Source organism: Streptococcus sp. HMSC056C01 (genome assembly GCF_001811305.1).
In the GTDB taxonomy this organism is placed as follows: domain Bacteria; phylum Bacillota; class Bacilli; order Lactobacillales; family Streptococcaceae; genus Streptococcus.
The window spans coordinates 1-211 of sequence record NZ_KV804187.1 but is presented as its reverse complement, the minus strand read 5'-3'; the positions used below and the strand labels follow the sequence as shown (position 1 = coordinate 211).

Annotated in this window: 1 protein-coding gene; it reads right to left on the bottom strand. The window is 28.0% G+C overall.

The features are described 5' to 3' along the window. Window positions 1-147, bottom strand: a 147-nt coding sequence (locus HMPREF2795_RS10220; RefSeq protein ID WP_315849807.1) for a cadmium resistance transporter, incomplete at its 3' end; no start/stop codon positions are given. Window positions 148-211 lie beyond the last annotated feature (64 nt).

Here is a 211-nt window from a genome sequence, read left to right as displayed (position 1 = left end):
ACTAACAGAGCCTAGAAATTGTCCTAAATAGATGTTAATGATGTCTTTTCTGCTTTTTCTTTTGGCAAAAAATAACATTAGGATAATAAGTAAGTCTACGGCTGTCCCAGAATACAGTATTATTGAAGTAACAACATTTTGAATCATAAAACACCTCATTCAAATATATTTTTGAATGTATTTTAACATTAAACTTTGTAGATGTCAACTT